The sequence below is a fragment of the Flavobacterium sp. AC105 genome, assembly GCF_979258495.1.
Genome location: NZ_OZ409860.1, coordinates 448,527 through 463,838, shown reverse-complemented (window position 1 = coordinate 463,838; position 15,312 = coordinate 448,527). Strand labels below are relative to the sequence as shown.

Here is a 15,312-nt window from a genome sequence, read left to right as displayed (position 1 = left end):
AAAAACATGAAAAACAAACGCATTAAAGATATTCTTGATGAAACTTTTTCAGACTTAAAACTATTTTACAGAGACACTAATTTATCCGAAAACTTAATTTCAAATTATAAAATTGGACAAATAATCAAAGAAAAAGGTTTTACTGATATGAGTTATATCGGTGGCGGTTTTTCTGGTAATCTGAGATATTTGATTGCAAGTTCTGAAGCAAGAGATTTATCAAAATTTAATCCTGATTCAATAAAAAACGGACATTCTTTATTGGATGATAATTCCTTTTTTAAAGTTTTGGATATTCAGAAAAAAGAAGGCAAAACTCAAATTTTTCTTTTGAATATTCCCGGAAATTCACTTCTTCTTTTTAAAAATTCGACTTCAAACCTAGAAGAAGAAATAATAGAAAAAGCAAAGCAAAAATTTGTCACTAAAATTAATTCGGCTTTAATTCCGGAATTACAAACTGAAGATTGGAAAGAAAGAACAAAATCTCCAATTGGAATGAGTGATCTTGGCGAACTTTTTTTTGATGATTCAACCATAAAAACCGAAGAACTAAAAAGAATAGATATTAATAAGACCGAGAAAAAAATTGAAATTAATAAAAAGCCGTGGTGGAAGATTTGGTAAAACTTGTTGACAATAAAATTTCTGCTGACTTACAATTAATGAAAGAAGAAAGCAAAATAATTGATCTTAAAAAAGCAATCAATGATGGTATCGAAAGTGGAATTAACAAAAAGTTTAATCCTAAACAACACCTTGAATATTTAAAATCAAGAAAATTACAAAATAGAATTTAAGAAAAATATAATGTAATTAAAGTTTTGAATCTAAAATAAACAAATTAAAATGACCGAAAACTTTACTTCTTTCCGAAATTTCCCTACGCTAATTCAGGCTCAGGAACTCGAATCATTATTAAATAAAAACGATATTAAAACTATTTTAGCAGATAATATTCCTTCTGTTGACATTACTTTTTCAGGAAGTACATTACTGGATAAATACGAAATAAAAATCAATCCATCTGATTTTGAAAAAGCTGAAGCTATTCTTGAAAAAGAATCAGAAAATATTCTTGATGAGATTGATCCGGATTATTATTTATTAAGTTTTACAAACGAAGAGCTGTATGACGTTTTATTAAAATCTGACGAATGGAGCGTTTTTGATTATAAACTAGCACAAAAGATTTTAGCAAAAAGAGGGAAATCAATAGATTTTGAAATGCTAACTTCCTTAAAAAGTGAACGCTTAAAAATTTTAGCTAAACCAGAAGAAAACCAAAAACCCTGGATAATTGCCGGATATTTATTTTCACTTCTTGGTGGTGGAATCGGAATTTTAATTGGTTATTCTCTTTGGACTTCGAAAAAGACACTGCCCAACGGAGAAAGAATTTACTCTTATAATAATGCAGATAGAGAAAGTGGAAAAACTATATTTATTATTGGTTTAATTGTTTTTCCTGTAGCTCTTCTTATTAAAATTCTAAACCTACTTTAAATTTACAGACAAAAACGTTTTTACAATTGTTATATAAGTATCCTAAAATAAAAAGTCTTAGTAGAAATTTGATGACAATTATTTGCAAAACTTTTTCCTAAACTCAGAAGGATTCATTCCTTTGTGTTTCCTGAAAACTTTGTTTAAATGACTTTCATCTGAGAAATTAAGTTCATCTGCAATTTCATTAATCCGCATATCACTATTTAAAAGTCGGGCTTCAATTAATCTCAATTTATAATTAGAGATATATTCTTGTAGTGTTTCACCCGTTTGCTTTTTGAAATATTTTCCCAAATAATGAAGTGAAATATTAAAATGATCACTTATTTTCTCTGCTTTCAATTCTTTTGGATTAAAAATATTCTCCTGAATATAATGCAATATTTCCAATACCATTTCGCCGGTATTTTCTTTAATATTCTTGGGCAATTTTAAAGCTATATTTCTCGCTACAACAGTAATTATAGCGTTTACGATTTGCTCCGTTATTTTATGATGATAAATTTGCTGATTGGTTTCTTCGTTTATTATGCTCTCAATAAGTGTTGCCATTAAAGGTTTATCAATTTTATTTTTTAATATACATCCGGGACGATGACTCGCATTTTGAAGAATATATTCCATTCGTAAAACAGTTTCCAATTGTCCGTTTTGAGAATTTGTTTTGATGTAATATTCATTAAAACGAAGAAAAAAGAATTTGGTTGTAGTTAAAATCTCAAACGAATGAACATCCTGCGGTGTAACAAGAAACAGATTTCCTTTTTTGTAATGAAATTTATTATGGTTGATGATTTGAATTCCGGTTCCGTCAACAACATATATTAATTCAAAGAAATTGTTTTTTCGGGTTGTTTTCGGAAACCCGGTTAATTCTTTAAAATCAACTTCAAAAGGAAGGTATAAGTTTTTCGCTGTCATCTTGCTAAAATACAATTTTAGTACCAATAAGTACAATTTTACAGAAGGGCTAACATTCTAATTTTGTATCAAATAACAAACTAAAAGATACAAAATGGAAATCCTTTTAATTGGTGCAACTGGCGAAATTGGTAAAATACTAAATCCTGAATTATCCAAAAATCACGAAATTATTACTGCAGGAAGAAATAGCGGTGATTTTAGAATTGATTTATCTGATACAAATTCAATCGAAAAATTATTCAAAAAAATCAAAAACATCGATGCGTGTATTTGTGTTGCAGGAGATTGTTATACGGGAGATTTGCTTTCGCTTGACGAAGAAAAATTAAATATTGGCATTAAAAACAAATTGTTAGGACAAATAAATCTCGTTTTAATTGGTCAACATTATTTGAATAATAATGGTTCTTTTACTTTGACATCCGGAAAAATGGGCGACAAACCGGTAAAAAACAACAGCAGCAAAGCGATTGTAAACGGCGGAATCAACAGTTTTGTTCTTGCAGCTGCATTGGAACTGGAAAGAGAAATTAGAATAAATGTGGTAAGTCCGGGAAAAGTCTCAGATATTCCGGTCGATGATCTGATAAATGCATATACAAAATGTATCGAAACTTCAATCCACGGTGAAATTATTAAAGTAAACTATTAAATTGCTAAAAATGAAAAAGTTAAAAACAATACTGATTGCATTGATAATTACGAATTCGGCTTTTGCGCAAAAATCAGATAAAGAAATGCGATCTGAAATAATTGGTACATGGATTTTGGTTTCAGTTGAAAACAGTACTTCTGATGGAACGAAAACTTTTCCGTACGGAACAAATCCGAAAGGCATATTATTTTTTGATGAAAAAGGAAATTATAGCATTCAGATTTATAAAAACGAAAGGCTTAAAGTCAGCTCCGGCGATAAAAACAAATGTACTGCTGAAGAAAGCGCTTCGATTATTCAGGGAAGTAATTCACATTTTGGAAAATATGAAATTGACGAAATCAACAAAACAATTACTTTTAAAATAAAAACCGCATCGTTTACAAATTGGGAAAACACTGAACAAAAACGATCTTACATATACAATAAAGATCATGAAATGGAATATGTTGTAACAAATACTACTCAGGGCGGTGAATCTGTTACGGCAAAAGTAATCTGGAAAAAATTATAAGGTGAAATACCCTAAAACAAAAAACGTTTTCGCAACTAATTGTTATATAATTGTCAAGCATTAAACTATTAAAAGTAATTTCAGTATTTTTGTGTTTTTATAACCAAATTTTCAATTTAAACAAAAAATGGCTTTAAACACAACAAACCCAACCGGGACTGAAGCGTGGAAAAATCTGCAAAATCACTATAACGCAATTCACGAAACTACGATACAAGAATTGTTTCAACAAGATAATGCTCGTGTTGAAAAATTCAATTTGCAATGGAATGACTTTTTAGTTGACTATTCTAAAAATAATATTACCCAGGAAACAATTGTTCTTTTATTAGAATTGGCAAATTCTATTGGATTAAAAGAGGCAATTGCTCAATATTTTGGTGGAGAAATCATTAACCAAACTGAAAACAGGGCTGTTTTGCATACCGCTTTGCGTGCTCCGGAATCGGCTGTTATAAAAGTTGATGGAGAAAATGTGATTCCGGAAGTTTATGAAGTAAAAAATAAAATCAAAAAATTCAGTCACGAAGTTATTTCCGGAGAAAGAAAAGGTTTTACCGGAAAAGCTTTTACTGATGTTGTAAATATTGGAATTGGAGGTTCTGATCTTGGACCTGTCATGGCTGTTGAAGCTTTGCAATTTTACAAAAATCAATTGAACTTACATTTTGTTTCAAATGTTGATGGTGATCACGTTAACGAAGTAATTAAAAAATTAAATCCTGAAACGACTTTATTTTTAATTGTTTCTAAAACTTTTACAACTCAGGAAACGCTGTCAAATTCTGAAACTATAAAAGAATGGTTTTTGAAATCGGCTTCTCAGGAAGATATTGCCAAACATTTTGTGGCGGTTTCGACAAATATTCAAAAAGTAACAGAATTTGGAATTAACCCGGACAATGTTTTCCCAATGTGGGACTGGGTTGGTGGAAGATTTTCTCTTTGGAGCGCTGTTGGTTTAAGTATTTCTTTAGCAATTGGTTTTGATAATTATAATGAATTATTAAAAGGCGCGAATGAAATGGACGAACATTTTAAATCGGCAGAATTTGACGAAAATATCCCTGTAATTCTGGCTTTGTTAAGCGTTTGGTACAATAATTTCTTTGGTGCCGAAAGTGAAGCTTTGATTCCGTACACACAATATTTATCTAAACTAGCTCCTTATTTGCAACAGGCAACTATGGAAAGTAACGGTAAAAGTGTTGGTCGTGACGGAAAACCGGTAAACTACCAAACAGGAACTATTATCTGGGGAGAACCCGGAACGAATTCGCAACATGCCTTTTTTCAATTGATTCATCAGGGAACAAAATTAATTCCGACTGATTTCATTGGGTTTGTAAAACCTTTATATGGAAATGAGGATCATCACGATAAATTGATGTCGAACTTTTTTGCACAAACAGAAGCGTTGTTAAACGGAAAAACAGCTGCGCAAGTTCAGGCTGAATTTGACAAACAAGGACTTTCTGCAGAAAAAGCGTCTTACTTATTGCCTTTTAAAGTTTTTACAGGAAACAAGCCAACTAATACCATTTTGATTCAAAAATTGACTCCAAAAAGTCTGGGTTCATTGATCGCCTTATATGAGCATAAGATTTTTGTTCAGGGCGTGATCTGGAACATTTTTAGTTTTGATCAATGGGGAGTAGAATTAGGGAAACAATTGGCCAATTCTATTTTGGATGAAATTAATACACAAACGGTGAAAAATCACGATAGTTCAACTTCATTTTTATTAAATCACTTTTTGAAGAACAAATAGAACTTCTGCTAATAATCGATAATAAGCTGAAACGCCTTAATTTAACTTAAATTAAGGCGTTTTTTCGTATAAAGAGGTCATAAAAGACACCTAAATCATTGATTCTTGCAAGTTTACCGCTACAACATTGTGCAAATTATTACGATTTTAACAAAAAAGCAGTGCTGAAATTCAAAAAATCATTATTTTATTTAACAAAAAAAAGAAAAATCATTTTAATGCTCAAGACATTAAATAAAAGTTATTTTTCTTAACATTTTGATAACATTATCTGATTTAAATGTTATAATTTTGCCAAAAACAATAAACTAAATAACAAATGAAGACAATGAAAAATTGGTTACTCACTGGACTATTGTTCATGATAGTTTCAACCGCATTTTCTCAAGGAAAAATTACTGGTACTATTACCGACGGCACTGGTTCTTTGCCGGGAGCAAACGTTGCGATCAAAGGATCCTCGGCTGCTACTTCTACAGATTTTGATGGTAAATTTACTATCGATGCTTCAACAAGCACAGGAGAAATCGTTATTTCTTACCTTGGTTATCAAAGCCAGACTGTAAAATTTACAGCAAATGGCGGAACTACAAATTTAGGAACAATCGTTCTTGCTTCTAATTCTAATGAATTGAGCGAAATTGTAGTTAAAAGTGGTGTTGTAGATATCGCAAAAGACAGAAAAACTCCTGTTGCTGTTTCTACTATTAAGGCTGCTGAAATTCAAGAGAAACTAGGTTCTCAGGAATTTCCGGAAATCTTAAAAAGCACTCCATCTGTTTACGCTTCAAAAGCTGGTGGTGGATTTGGAGATTCAAGAATCGCTATTCGTGGTTTTGATCAAAAAAACATCGCTGTTATGATCAACGGTGTGCCAATTAATGACATGGAAAACAGTGCTGTTTTCTGGAGTAACTGGGCTGGTTTATCTGATGTAACTTCTGCTATGCAGGTACAAAGAGGTCTTGGAGCTTCTAAATTGGCTATTTCTTCTGTTGGAGGAACTATCAATATCGTTACAAAAACTTCTGACATGAAAGAAGGTGGATCTATTTCATCTAGCTTTGGTAACGACAACTACCTTAAAGCTCAAGCTTCTTACAACACCGGAGTTATGAAAAACGGACTTTCTGCTTCTGTTTTATTCAGCAGAACTGAAGGTAACGGATATGTTGACGGAACTCAATTTGAAGGATACAACTATTTTATTGCTTTAGGATATAAAATCAATGACAAACATAGTTTACAATTTACTTTCACAGGAGCACCTCAATGGCACGACCAAAGATCAACTTCTCCTCTTTTAAGTGATTTCTTAAAATACGGAAGTGACGGTAAAACTCCAAACATTAAATACAACTCTGATTGGGGATACAAAAACGGTGAAGAATATAATTTGAAAACAAATTATTACCACAAACCGGTTATGTCTCTTAACTGGGATTACGATATCAACTCAACTACAAAATTATCTACAGTAGCTTACGCTTCTTGGGGTCGTGGAGGAGGAACTACTACAAATGGTGGTATCAAAGGTAACAACGCTTACTCTACAAACAATACATTAAGAAATCCTGACGGATTAATTAACTTTGACTTAATTCAAAACTGGAACTCTGGACAACCAACAGGAACTACTCTAGGACAAAGAACAGCTACTAACGGACAATTTACAAATAGTTCTGATACAGGTAGTAACAGAATAAACAATGCTACTGTTATCAACAGCACATCAGGTATTTCTGAAATTGCTTCTGTTAACTCACACAACTGGTATGGTACTGTTATTAATTTAGACAAAAAACTTTCTGATAATTTCACTTTAGACTTTGGTGTTGAAGGCAGAATGTACAAAGGTATCCACTACCAAAACTTAATTGATTTGTTTGGCGCTACTAACTATAGAGATGCTACAAACGTAAACAGTGTACCAAACCCTGCTTACTTTACAACTACTTATGCTCCAAGACCAAGCGGAAATCCATTCGTAAGTACTGACTACCAAGAAAGGGTTAACTACTGGAATGATAGTGAAGTAAACTATTATGGTGCATTTACTCAATTAGAGTATACAACTGGTAACTTAACAGCTTTCCTTCAAGGTGCAGTTTCTCAACAAGGTTATAAAAGAATTGACCACTTCAAATATTTAGCTTCTACCCCACTTGCAGAAACTGATTTCAAAAACATTTCTGGTGGAGATATTAAAGTTGGAGCAAATTACAACATCAATGAGCACCATAATGTATTTGTAAATGGTGGTATGTATTCAAAACAACCATTTTTCAATGCAGTTTATCCTAATAATGCTTCTATTATTAACGATAACCTAGTAAACGAAAAAATTAAAGCAATTGAAGTAGGGTATGGTTTCCGTTCTGGAATTTTCAATGCAAACTTAAACGGATACTACACAACTTGGAATGACAGATTTACAACTGGAACTGATTCTGATGCAGCTGGAAATCCTGGCGGATATTACACTTTCTCAGGTGTAAACGAAACACATACAGGTGTTGAGTTAGACGTAACTGCAAGATTACTTGACAAATTGAAATTAAACGGTATGATCTCTGTTGGAGATTGGAAATATGATGGTAACGCAACAAGTAACCGTTTTGACGCTTCCAACAATCCAGTAGCTGGTGGAACTGCACAAACACTTTACCTAGACGGAGTAAAAGTTGGAAACAATGCTCAAACTACAATGGCATTAGGAGCAGCTTATGAAATCTTCAATCATTTAAATGTTGATGCAAACCTTAACTACGCTGAAAAATTATATGGTAACATTAGCCCGGTTAACTTCGGAAGTGCTACTAACAAAGGAGCATTAGAATTACCTGGTTATGCTACTACAGATGCTGGTATTTCATACAAATGGGTATTAAGTGATAAATTAGGTGCATTAAACTTCAGATTGAACGTAAACAACGTTTTTGATAAAGTATTCATCAATGAGTCTTTCACAAATATTTTTGCAAGTGATAACGTAAGTTCAACTAATCCTGCTTTAGGAACTTATGCTTCAACTGGACAACTTTATAATGGAATTGCTACTGCAAACAAAGTATACTTTGGTTTTGGTAGAACTTGGAACTTTACATTACGTTATGATTTCTAATATTTAGAATCTAAATAAATATCAAAAACGGCATTGACTTTTAGTCTGATGCCGTTTTTTTTATACCGTTTTTTGTTATATTTGTTTTAAACAAAAAAATAATTTATGTATAATTTTCTACAAAAATTCCACTCTGGCTGGGCTTATTTAGCTTTGTTGCTTTTATTAATCGCTGTCGTAAATTCAATTATCGGATTAACGTCAAAGAAAGATTTTACAGCCAAAGACCGCAAAATTGCCTTATTTGGTTTAATTGGAACTCATGTTCAATTATTGATTGGTTTAATTCTTTATTTTGTGTCTCCGCTAGGAAAAGCTGCTTTTGGACAAATGTCTAATGCAGAACTTAGATTGACTTCATTAGAACACCCTCTGGTTAATATTATTGCTATCATTTTGATCACTATCGGCTGGTCTAAACATAAAAAACTAATCAATAGCGAAGCTAAATTTAAAACTTTTGCTATTTTTTACGGATTAGGATTATTACTTATTTTAAGTAGAATTCCGTGGAATCTCTGGTTCTAGAAGAAACCAATTAAAGCCCTTTAAAACAGGGCTTTTTTTATCTCGGCATATTATTTGTACAAACTCCCCCAAGTCTGAAAAAAAATAACCTATGAGAAATAAAAAACTTATTATACTCTCGTTACTTACCATAACTTTTTTAAGCGGTTTTACTTATGTGATGAGTCAAACCAAACCTACAGATCCTAAAATAGTTCAGGACACTTCAAAAACGCTAAAACCTACAATAGCCGAACTTGAAAAGGATTCTGTTTTTAGCGATAAGGGGCTAAAATTAAAACCATACAAAAAAACGGCACATGCATCCTACTACGCTGACCGATTTAATGGTAAAAAAACTGCTGACGGAAGCCGATTCAGTAATAGCAAATACACTGCTGCTCACAAAAAACTTCCATTTGGCACAAAAATTAAAGTGACAAATGAAGCCAACGGAAAATTTGTAATCGTTAAAGTTACGGACCGTGGCCCTTTTGTAAAAACAAGAGAACTCGATTTATCAAAAAGAGCTTTTATGGATATTGCCGTAAATAAAGGAAGCGGCGCTATGAAAGTTACAATTGAAACTATAGTAGAATAAAAAAATCCCGTCTTGAAATTTGCTAAGACGGGATTTTTTTTTCTTTTAAATAAACTTTTTAAGTCCCATTATGATTCCGGTATGAATGCCTTCGTGATAACTAACGAAATCAAATGCGCTTTCGACATTTTTAAGTTCAAATCCCAAACTTGTCGTGTATTCATGATAGGTTTTAAAAACCTGATTGTTATAATCGCTTTCTGTTTGTTGTAATGTTTTGAAAAGTAAATCCTTAATTTCATCTACTTCTTCTTGTGAAACATCAGCTTCCGGTTTTGTTCCTTTTGAATATTTTGCAACAAATTCATCTGAAACCAACATAGGCAAACCTGATAATTTATAAACCAGAACTTGTTGTGAAGCTACACAATGCGCGACATTCCAAATTAAATTATTTTTAAATCCTTGTGGAATTTTGTTCAACTGTTCTAATGAATGATTGTCTAAAATTTTCAAAAGAATTTCTCTAATCGTTTTCTGTACGTCAAAAACTGAACTCATAGTTATATTTTTTTTCTAAAAATAATCATTTTTAAGTTTCAAATGAATTTTCTTTGTACTCAAATAAATTCAATATCATGAATAAAATATACTACCTGGCATCATGCGATACATGTCGAAAAATCATTAAAAGCTTACCAAAAGACAATAATTTGGTTTTCCACGATATCAAACAAAACCCGCTTACTGAAGCAGAATTGGAAGAAATGCACAAGCTTGCAGGAAGCTATGAAGCGTTGTTTAGTAAAAAAGCGCAATTATATAAATCAATGGATTTAAAAAACAAAGCACTAACGGAAGCTGATTATAAAAAATACATATTAGAACATTATACTTTTATAAGTCGTCCGGTTTTTATTATTGATGAGAAAATCTACATTGGCAATACCCAGCCTGTGACATTGCAGGTCATGAAAGCTTTAGAGAAATAATACCCTAAGCGCTAATGAATTTGGGTTTGCGTTAGGGATTACTTCACTATAATTTTATTTTATTTTAGTGTTCAGTGAACTTCGTTTGAAGCGGAAATCCTTTTTTGAGCTTTTTTCTGCTCAAAAAAAGATTGGGAGCGAATAGCCCGATCCGCCGCGGTGGAAACGTCCAAATTAAAATTTTAGTTTTTAAAAAAGTTAGCCACAAATTGCACAAATTTTCACAAATTTTATTTTTTTTAATTTGAATTCTGAAAATCTTTTCGAAGTTAGCTTGCAAATAATTCGTGCTAATTTGTGTAATTCGTGGCAAAAAAGCTTTAAGTTATTCCGCACAAAACAGATTAGCGATTTAAAACCCAAGACTGCAAAGTTTTATTTATCTTTGCGCCTTTATACTCAATTATATGATACAATCTATGACAGGGTTTGGCAAAGCTTCTTTGCAATTGCCTACAAAAAAAATTACCGTTGAAGTAAAATCCTTAAATAGTAAAGGTTTAGATCTAAACGTAAGAATGCCGTCGCTTTATCGCGAAATGGAATTAGGTTTAAGAACCCAAATCTCTACAAAACTGGAAAGAGGAAAGATTGATTTCGGGATTTATATCGAAAGTACATCTGAACAAACTTCGACTAAAGTAAATGTTCCTGTTGTCAAAAATTATATCGCTCAGTTAAGAGAAGTATATCCTGCTGCAGATGAAACGGAATTGATGAAAATGGCCGTTCGTATGCCGGATACATTAAAAACAGAACGTGAGGAAATCGACGAAAATGATTGGGACCAAATTCAGGTTATCATTGAAGAAGCGCTGCAAAACATCCTGACTTTTAGAAAAGACGAAGGTGAATCGCTTGAAAAGGAATTCAACTTAAGAATTGGAAATATTCGTCAATACATGAATGACGCTTTGGCGCTTGATCCGGAACGCGTTCAGGCTATTAAAGATCGTTTGCAAACTGCAATTTCTGAATTGAAAGTAAATGTTGATGAAAATCGTTTCGAACAAGAATTGATTTATTATTTAGAAAAACTCGATATTACCGAAGAAAAAGTTCGTTTAACCAATCACTTGGATTATTTCTTAGAAACAATTCAAGGAACGGAAGCCAATGGTCGTAAATTAGGTTTTATTACTCAGGAAATGGGTCGTGAAATCAATACTATGGGTTCAAAATCAAATCATGCTCAAATGCAGAAATTGGTGGTGATGATGAAAGATGAATTGGAGAAGATTAAAGAACAGGTTTTGAATGTGTTGTAAAAAAGCAATACGCTTTAAGCTATAAGCTATAAGCAAAAAACACAGCAAATTAAAGCTTAAAGCGTACTGCTTAAAGCTTAAAGCATAAATAAAAGCATAAAGCTTAAAGCCTAAAGCATATATTAATGAATAAAGGAAAATTAATTGTTTTTTCAGCACCGTCTGGATCAGGAAAAACAACTATAGTAAAACATTTACTTGGGAAAGAGGATTTAAATTTAGAATTTTCAATCTCAGCGGCTTCACGCGACCCACGCGGAGAAGAAGAACACGGAAAAGATTATTATTTTATTTCGCTGGAAGAATTCAAAAAACACATTAAAGCCGAAAACTTCCTGGAATGGGAAGAAGTGTACCGCGATAACTTTTACGGTACTTTGAAAGCCGAAATTGAACGTATTTGGGCTTTGGGCAAAAACGTAATTTTTGATATTGACGTTGCCGGCGGATTGCGTATCAAACATAAATTTCCGGAACAAACTCTGGCTGTTTTTGTAAAACCTCCAAGTGTAGATGAATTAAAACGCCGATTAAAAGAGCGCTCTACAGAAAGTGACGACAAAATCAACATGCGTATTGCAAAAGCTTCGGTTGAATTAGCAACTGCACCTCAATTTGATACGATCATAAAAAATTACGATTTAGATACTGCAAAAGAAGAAGCTTATCAATTGGTAAAAGACTTTGTTAATAAAGACTAGAAACTTCACAAGACCAATACTATTTTACAAAAACAGCCGTTAGCTTTGATGTAAACAGCTATTAATATTTGTATTATGATTAATTTATTTGAAGTAAAAAGAAACGAGAATTACATGAATATTATTATCCTTGTAATTAGATTATCAATTGCAATTTTAATGATTTCTCACGGTTTACCTAAGTTAAATACGCTTTTGGCAGGTGGTGATATTCAGTTTCCGGATCCTATTGGAGTGGGAAAAACAGCATCTTTAAGTTTAGCAGTATTTGCAGAAATAATATGTTCGTTTTTTATTTTTATTGGTTTAGCAACACGATTGGCTGCGATTCCATTAATAATTACCATGCTAATTGCGGTGTTTGTTGTTCATGGAGCTGACGCAATAGATGTTAAAGAAATGGGAATATTATATCTGTTATTTTATATACTTTTACTTGTAACCGGAAGCGGTAAATTTTCTGTTGATTATTTGATTTCTAAAAAAAATCGCTATCAAGCTTTTTAATATTACAGCATAACTTTTTATGAAAATAGGCCTTTATTTCGGAACATACAATCCCATTCATGTTGGTCATTTAATTATTGCCAATCACATGGCTGAGTTCGCCGATTTAGACCAAATTTGGATGGTTGTTACACCACATAATCCGTTAAAAAAGAAAGCAACTTTATTAGATGATCATCAGCGTTTGCAAATGGTTTTTCTGGCCACAGAAGATTATCCAAAAATTAAACCTTCGGATATTGAATTTAAATTACCTCAGCCTAATTATACCGTAAATACTTTGGTTCATCTGCATGAAAAGTACCCAACTCATGAGTTTTCATTAATTATGGGCGAAGACAATCTAAAAACGCTTCATAAATGGAAAAACTACGAAGTGATTTTAGATCATTATGATATTTATGTTTATCCAAGAATCTCCGATGAGCCTGAAAATATCGAATTAAAATCGCATCCAAAAGTGTATGTTATTGATGCGCCAATTGTAGAGATTTCTTCGACTTTTATAAGAAACAGCATTAAAGAAGGAAAAAATATTCAACCGCTTTTACCTCCAAAAGTTTGGGAGTATATTGATCACAATAATTTTTATAAGAAGTAAAAATTCATTTACGATCACAATTACACACAATCTTGTCATTGCGAGGAACGAAGCAATCTCACGATCAAAAAGATACAAAGTTTATCCAGCAAGTGAGATTGCTTCGTTCGCAAAGACCTGCTTTCGAAGATTTCTTTTTCAAAGATTATAAAATAAAAAAAGCCTGAATTTTAAAATTCAGGCTTTCGTTTTTACATCAAATGAAGTTAATAATTGAATTTTTATTATGCTTCAACATTAACCGCGCTTTTTACTCTTGCTCTAATATCACTCAAAGACTGATCTACTAAAAGTTTTCCATCTCTGAAAATTTCTTTCAATTCCCCTTGTTTTTCTTCTTCCCATGAAACATTATCCGTTAAATGATATACGCCATCAACTAAATCAATTTTCATTAATCCTTTAGCTGATTTTTTAGTTCCGTCATCTGTAATTGGATCTTTGAAGATGGCCCTTCCTTCTCCGTCAACTTCACCGTAAGTTGCTTTCATCGCAAAACCAAAAGTATCACGTGTATTGTATTGATACGTAAAAGATCCTATTCCTAAAACAACATTTGTAGATGCAAATCCTTTTGCTTTTAATCTTTCGCATATTTGGATAGACCTTGCCACCGTAATACTATCACCGTAAATGGCTCCAATTTGAGGCACAAGCTCTTTATATCCTTTTGCATTCACAGCACCTCCAAAAACACCCCAAAGCAGCTCAATTACACCTTTCTTTTCCTGTTCTGTTTTTCCGTTTGGATTTCCGCAGATAATATCAACCGGATCTCCACTATCTGGACGAATAACTACTTTACCTTCTCTTGCAATAATATCTTCTTTTAGGCGCGGTAAATAATCGGTTAAAACTTTCCATAAATCCCAGGTATCAGAAACAATAGAAACAATTCCTTTTGGATAAACTTCTGTAATTAGTCTTTTAAAAGTTTCACATTCACCTTCAGTAGTTCCCATACACATTACAGAATGTTCTGTTGCTGCAACTGAACCTGCAATTAGCTCTTTATCTGAATTAGCATTGTAATAATCTTCTAAGAAGTCAATTACCGGAATCGTATCTGATCCTGTAAAACTCAATAAATGTCCAGCTGCAGAAGTTATCGCCGCTTCGATTCCGCCCATTCCTCTCATGGAGAAATCGTGCGCCTGCCAATCTACAAATTCAGGTACAGATGAAGTTTCATCGGCATATTTGTCTAATACTTTTCTGTATTCTTTTGCGATTGTAGCCGAGTTACAAGGAAGCCAAATTACGGCAGAAAGTAAGGTTTCGAAATAATTCGTCAGCCAGAAAAATTCCGGAATCGTATTATACATCGTAAACATTGGTACTCTCAAAGGCACGCTTGCTCCTTCCGGCAAAGCTTTAAAAACCATTGGAATATATCCTAAATCATGCAGATCCTCAATATGTTTCGTTCCGACTTGGTTTTCACCCAAATAATTATTGATTCGGCGAGAATATTTTTTCACTACTTCTTCTTTTGGCTGTTTGAAAAAATCAGCATCAAAATCATGAATAATATATTTTTTAATAAAATACTGCAATCCGAAAAATACAACTTCATCGAGACCTTCAATTCTGGATTTTCTTGGTGTCCAGTTAGAATATACTAATGTGGTTTTGTCTGGGTATTGTCTTCTGTGGTCAACTTTGTAACCGTCTGTTAATAGTAATGGGTTCATATAC

Annotated in this window: 17 protein-coding genes; 14 read left to right on the top strand and 3 right to left on the bottom strand. The window is 32.6% G+C overall.

Features of this window, described 5'->3' with window-relative positions; all coding sequences use genetic code 11:
* Positions 1-6 precede the first annotated feature (6 nt).
* Genes ACZ0AH_RS01865 through ACZ0AH_RS01855 form a run of 3 tightly spaced genes read left to right on the top strand, consistent with a single transcriptional unit; the run spans position 7 to position 1,506 of the window.
* Positions 7-627, top strand: a complete 621-nt coding sequence (locus ACZ0AH_RS01865; protein ID WP_463474200.1) for a hypothetical protein — start codon at positions 7-9, stop codon at positions 625-627.
* Positions 612-800 (top strand): type II toxin-antitoxin system ParD family antitoxin, encoded by a 189-nt coding sequence (locus ACZ0AH_RS01860; RefSeq protein ID WP_463474199.1) that lies wholly within the window; start codon positions 612-614, stop codon positions 798-800. The genes ACZ0AH_RS01865 and ACZ0AH_RS01860 overlap by 16 nt, the downstream gene beginning before the upstream one ends.
* A 49-nt stretch (positions 801-849) precedes the next feature.
* On the top strand, positions 850-1,506 hold the full coding sequence (locus ACZ0AH_RS01855; protein ID WP_463474198.1) for a putative signal transducing protein: 657 nt from the start codon (positions 850-852) through the stop codon (positions 1,504-1,506).
* A gap of 78 nt (positions 1,507-1,584) precedes the next feature.
* On the opposite strand, the gene ACZ0AH_RS01850 is transcribed toward ACZ0AH_RS01855, so the two are convergent.
* Positions 1,585-2,430: an AraC family transcriptional regulator gene (locus ACZ0AH_RS01850; RefSeq protein ID WP_463474197.1), complete on the bottom strand. Its 846-nt coding sequence runs from the start codon at positions 2,428-2,430 to the stop codon at positions 1,585-1,587.
* Positions 2,431-2,524: 94 nt separating this feature from the next.
* Here ACZ0AH_RS01850 and ACZ0AH_RS01845 point away from each other — a divergent pair, with 94 nt between their 5' ends.
* The 6 genes from ACZ0AH_RS01845 to ACZ0AH_RS01820 all read left to right on the top strand — a co-directional run bounded on the left by ACZ0AH_RS01845 (position 2,525) and on the right by ACZ0AH_RS01820 (position 9,605).
* Positions 2,525-3,085 (top strand): short chain dehydrogenase, encoded by a 561-nt coding sequence (locus tag ACZ0AH_RS01845; RefSeq protein WP_463474196.1) that lies wholly within the window; start codon positions 2,525-2,527, stop codon positions 3,083-3,085.
* A gap of 10 nt (positions 3,086-3,095) precedes the next feature.
* On the top strand, positions 3,096-3,602 hold the full coding sequence (locus tag ACZ0AH_RS01840; protein ID WP_463474195.1) for a lipocalin-like domain-containing protein: 507 nt from the start codon (positions 3,096-3,098) through the stop codon (positions 3,600-3,602).
* A 127-nt stretch (positions 3,603-3,729) separates the two neighbouring features.
* On the top strand, positions 3,730-5,373 hold the full coding sequence (pgi, locus tag ACZ0AH_RS01835) for a glucose-6-phosphate isomerase (protein ID WP_463474194.1): 1,644 nt from the start codon (positions 3,730-3,732) through the stop codon (positions 5,371-5,373).
* 361 nt (positions 5,374-5,734) lie between these two features.
* Complete coding sequence (locus ACZ0AH_RS01830; RefSeq protein WP_463474193.1) at positions 5,735-8,497, top strand: TonB-dependent receptor; 2,763 nt, start codon at positions 5,735-5,737, stop codon at positions 8,495-8,497.
* A 105-nt stretch (positions 8,498-8,602) separates the two neighbouring features.
* Positions 8,603-9,025: a hypothetical protein gene (locus tag ACZ0AH_RS01825; protein ID WP_463474192.1), complete on the top strand. Its 423-nt coding sequence runs from the start codon at positions 8,603-8,605 to the stop codon at positions 9,023-9,025.
* 91 nt (positions 9,026-9,116) lie between these two features.
* The gene (locus ACZ0AH_RS01820) at positions 9,117-9,605 is read left to right on the top strand and encodes a septal ring lytic transglycosylase RlpA family protein (protein ID WP_463474191.1); all 489 of its coding nucleotides are present in this window, start codon (positions 9,117-9,119) and stop codon (positions 9,603-9,605) included.
* Between the two features lie 45 nt (positions 9,606-9,650).
* Here the strand turns inward: ACZ0AH_RS01820 and ACZ0AH_RS01815 are convergent, their stop codons facing one another.
* Positions 9,651-10,106, bottom strand: coding sequence for a DinB family protein (locus ACZ0AH_RS01815; RefSeq protein WP_463474190.1), 456 nt, complete (start codon positions 10,104-10,106; stop codon positions 9,651-9,653).
* Between the two features lie 77 nt (positions 10,107-10,183).
* Here ACZ0AH_RS01815 and ACZ0AH_RS01810 point away from each other — a divergent pair, with 77 nt between their 5' ends.
* The 5 genes from ACZ0AH_RS01810 (at position 10,184) to nadD (ending at position 13,614) form a co-directional block, all read left to right on the top strand.
* Complete coding sequence (locus tag ACZ0AH_RS01810) at positions 10,184-10,537, top strand: arsenate reductase family protein (RefSeq protein WP_463474189.1); 354 nt, start codon at positions 10,184-10,186, stop codon at positions 10,535-10,537.
* Between the two features lie 407 nt (positions 10,538-10,944).
* Positions 10,945-11,805: a YicC/YloC family endoribonuclease gene (locus ACZ0AH_RS01805; protein WP_463474188.1), complete on the top strand. Its 861-nt coding sequence runs from the start codon at positions 10,945-10,947 to the stop codon at positions 11,803-11,805.
* A 125-nt stretch (positions 11,806-11,930) separates the two neighbouring features.
* Complete coding sequence (gmk, locus tag ACZ0AH_RS01800) at positions 11,931-12,506, top strand: guanylate kinase (RefSeq protein ID WP_463474187.1); 576 nt, start codon at positions 11,931-11,933, stop codon at positions 12,504-12,506.
* Between the two features lie 75 nt (positions 12,507-12,581).
* Positions 12,582-13,013, top strand: coding sequence for a DoxX family protein (locus ACZ0AH_RS01795; RefSeq protein WP_463474185.1), 432 nt, complete (start codon positions 12,582-12,584; stop codon positions 13,011-13,013).
* Between the two features lie 19 nt (positions 13,014-13,032).
* Positions 13,033-13,614, top strand: coding sequence for a nicotinate (nicotinamide) nucleotide adenylyltransferase (gene nadD, locus ACZ0AH_RS01790; protein WP_463474184.1), 582 nt, complete (start codon positions 13,033-13,035; stop codon positions 13,612-13,614).
* Between the two features lie 224 nt (positions 13,615-13,838).
* Here the strand turns inward: nadD and ACZ0AH_RS01785 are convergent, their stop codons facing one another.
* Positions 13,839-15,308, bottom strand: a complete 1,470-nt coding sequence (locus ACZ0AH_RS01785; RefSeq protein WP_463474183.1) for a nicotinate phosphoribosyltransferase — start codon at positions 15,306-15,308, stop codon at positions 13,839-13,841.
* Positions 15,309-15,312 lie beyond the last annotated feature (4 nt).

Bases quoted from the DNA above. Each gene is read 5' to 3' on its own strand.
- ACZ0AH_RS01865 (WP_463474200.1), top strand. From the start codon at position 7: ATGAAAAACAAACGCATTAAAGATATTCTTGATGAAACTTTTTCAGAC.
- ACZ0AH_RS01855 (WP_463474198.1), top strand. From the start codon at position 850: ATGACCGAAAACTTTACTTCTTTCCGAAATTTCCCTACGCTAATTCAG.
- ACZ0AH_RS01850 (WP_463474197.1), bottom strand. From the start codon at position 2,430: ATGACAGCGAAAAACTTATACCTTCCTTTTGAAGTTGATTTTAAAGAA.
- ACZ0AH_RS01845 (WP_463474196.1), top strand. From the start codon at position 2,525: ATGGAAATCCTTTTAATTGGTGCAACTGGCGAAATTGGTAAAATACTA.
- ACZ0AH_RS01840 (WP_463474195.1), top strand. From the start codon at position 3,096: ATGAAAAAGTTAAAAACAATACTGATTGCATTGATAATTACGAATTCG.
- pgi (WP_463474194.1), top strand. From the start codon at position 3,730: ATGGCTTTAAACACAACAAACCCAACCGGGACTGAAGCGTGGAAAAAT.
- ACZ0AH_RS01830 (WP_463474193.1), top strand. From the start codon at position 5,735: ATGATAGTTTCAACCGCATTTTCTCAAGGAAAAATTACTGGTACTATT.
- ACZ0AH_RS01825 (WP_463474192.1), top strand. From the start codon at position 8,603: ATGTATAATTTTCTACAAAAATTCCACTCTGGCTGGGCTTATTTAGCT.
- ACZ0AH_RS01820 (WP_463474191.1), top strand. From the start codon at position 9,117: ATGAGAAATAAAAAACTTATTATACTCTCGTTACTTACCATAACTTTT.
- ACZ0AH_RS01815 (WP_463474190.1), bottom strand. From the start codon at position 10,106: ATGAGTTCAGTTTTTGACGTACAGAAAACGATTAGAGAAATTCTTTTG.
- ACZ0AH_RS01810 (WP_463474189.1), top strand. From the start codon at position 10,184: ATGAATAAAATATACTACCTGGCATCATGCGATACATGTCGAAAAATC.
- ACZ0AH_RS01805 (WP_463474188.1), top strand. From the start codon at position 10,945: ATGATACAATCTATGACAGGGTTTGGCAAAGCTTCTTTGCAATTGCCT.
- gmk (WP_463474187.1), top strand. From the start codon at position 11,931: ATGAATAAAGGAAAATTAATTGTTTTTTCAGCACCGTCTGGATCAGGA.
- ACZ0AH_RS01795 (WP_463474185.1), top strand. From the start codon at position 12,582: ATGATTAATTTATTTGAAGTAAAAAGAAACGAGAATTACATGAATATT.
- nadD (WP_463474184.1), top strand. From the start codon at position 13,033: ATGAAAATAGGCCTTTATTTCGGAACATACAATCCCATTCATGTTGGT.
- ACZ0AH_RS01785 (WP_463474183.1), bottom strand. From the start codon at position 15,308: ATGAACCCATTACTATTAACAGACGGTTACAAAGTTGACCACAGAAGA.